3 protein-coding genes are annotated in these 2,203 nt (G+C 46.1%); all 3 read right to left on the bottom strand.

Annotated elements, in window-relative coordinates; translation table 11 throughout:
* Positions 1-267: ATP-binding cassette domain-containing protein (locus JF818_RS01145; protein ID WP_198890161.1), on the bottom strand; the 267-nt coding region annotated here is incomplete at its 3' end.
* A 185-nt stretch (positions 268-452) separates the two neighbouring features.
* Positions 453-779 carry a transcriptional regulator gene (locus tag JF818_RS01140; RefSeq protein WP_198890160.1) on the bottom strand — a complete coding sequence of 109 codons (327 nt, stop codon included), beginning with the start codon at positions 777-779 and terminating at the stop codon, positions 453-455.
* 13 nt (positions 780-792) lie between these two features.
* Positions 793-2,203 (bottom strand): heparinase II/III family protein (locus tag JF818_RS01135; protein ID WP_198890159.1); only part of this gene is annotated, 1,411 nt, incomplete at its 5' end.

Raw genomic sequence — 2,203 nt, 5'->3', positions numbered from 1 at the left:
GGGATAGAGAGCATAGTTCTGGAATACCATTGCAATGTCTCTGTCCTTTGGGGGAACGTCGTTGACGAGGTTGCCGTCAATGTAGAGTTCACCGCTGGTGATATCTTCCAAACCAGCGACCATGCGGAGTGTTGTGGATTTTCCACAACCTGAAGGTCCGACGAGAACGACAAACTGTCGGTCTTGGACTTCGATGTTGACATTGTCAACAGCCTTGACTCCACCGTCATACACCTTAGAGATGTTTTTGAGTTGTACTGTGGCCATATTGCCTCCAATTATTTTATCTAACAACAACTGTAACCCAGAGTGAGTACGGTGTCAAACAAAAAATGTATAAAAAACTAGGAAGGTTATATATAAAACCATATAAAGAAAGAAGAAATAGAATAATCGTAGAAGCAAAACCTATCAAATGCTCAACCATTCCTTATGTGTCATGGGGGATTGTCTCAAGGAGCCTTCTTTCGTTTGCGTTTCTGTGGAACCGTGCTTACCTTCTCCAATGCAGAAACCACTTCATCCACCAAGACGCGGTCCTCGATATCAAGAATGTACCACTCATTGGCCCCTTGAAAGGGAATATTGGAATCTGCATCCTTCATCATAGGCTCGATGCAGGGAAGTTTCTTGACATACGCAACATCGTCACAGACCAATATGATCGGCTTGTTTCGTATATATACAAAGTAATCCCCAAACATTTTCCGGTAACTGGGGTGCCACTCTTCGTCAATCTGATTACAAATAAACTCTACATACTCCAGCGTTGATGCCATGGATCTCTGCTCCTTATTCTATGTGAAGAGAGAGCTCTTTGGTATAGCCAAGGAGCAGCCGGTAGATAACCTTAGGCCATACTGTACGTAATCGCTTATCTTCCACTGTGATCGATTCACAGGTAATCTCCAGATTATCTGCGTTGCATTGCATTGTGGCCGTATCACCAAAATGGATTATCTTTCCCTCTATGGCCGGCTGCATGGCGCACATCAGGGTCAGGACAGGGGCGGTTTTCCCTTTCACTTGTTCCAGGATGGTAATTCCACCATTTTTTTCATGAGTTACGGTTCGTCTGTAGGATCCCAATCCAGCTGCTTCTGGATAGCAATGAGCTAACTCCATGACAATTCGCCCTGTTGCCACTTCTTCAACGGTACAACGGTATGCTTTTCCCGCTTGCTGTTCGTATGGGGGGAAGTTGGTCACATTATGATAGGTCGAGCGCATGGTCCAGATGGAGTACCGATCTTGGCTGAAAGTCTGTTTGGTGTAATCCTCTACACCGATGTCAATGAGAATGGGAAATCCATCCTTGTATAGGGTTACACTGCCTGTGTCATTATGGTTGTGGCTGTCATCATTTCCTCCAGCTTTGACCGCCAAGGCAAGATGCTTATCACGGCTTATCCAGATACCTACGCTTGGATAGTAGTGGTCCTCTTCCTTCAGGGAAGGCAATGGCTCTTCCTCTGTAATTCCCAGTAGTTCAAGCAACCGATAGGTGAGGTTGATCTCCTGTGGAAGGTCTCTCTCCTGTTTTTTTCGCAAATGTGCCGAATGTTTTGCAAAGGAGGCTAGAAAAGGATCATCTACAGCCTGCGCAAAGAGATATTCCCTGACTGAGCAGGGACCAGCAAGGGCAGAGCAATCGGAGAAGTTGAAATAGTATGGTCCTTGTGCATGAATATGACGGATGAAGGAGGCCATGTTTTGTATCTTCAGTTCTCTTAGCAGACCTTCAAACTGGAAATCGGTGACTCTGTTCAATATGTCGAGAGAGAGGTAGAGGCAGAGGGCTGCATGACGGTAGTATTGTGCTCCCTCGCTGCAACATCCATCTTCCCCATAGTCCTTGAGAAAACAGTCCAGGCTGCAAAGAGCCTTTTCTGCTATGTGTTGCTGGTCTTCCTTGTCGACAGGAGTCAGAAATGCAGTAAGCAGTACATTTTGTGTACACCACGCAGTCCAGTTGTTCATTGGTTCATCCCCATTTCCCATCCACCAGAAGTGGGTGGTAAGATAGGGGGTGAGTATTCTTCTTTCAAGTTCTCTCTCAATACGCTCTGAGATGATGGGGGTTGTTGCATCAAGGTCCGGTTTCAGCAAGGAGTAGACCTGTGCAAGCGTTGAGGCGGTTTCAGCACTGAAGAGGTCGATGATCGGATGGTTATTTATGGGTAATGGGAGTTGCTCTGTATCG

The organism is Sphaerochaeta sp. S2, assembly GCF_016406725.1.
GTDB lineage: Bacteria > Spirochaetota > Spirochaetia > Sphaerochaetales > Sphaerochaetaceae > Sphaerochaeta.
Note: the sequence above shows the minus strand (reverse complement) of the source record. Positions and strands in the feature narration are given on the sequence as shown.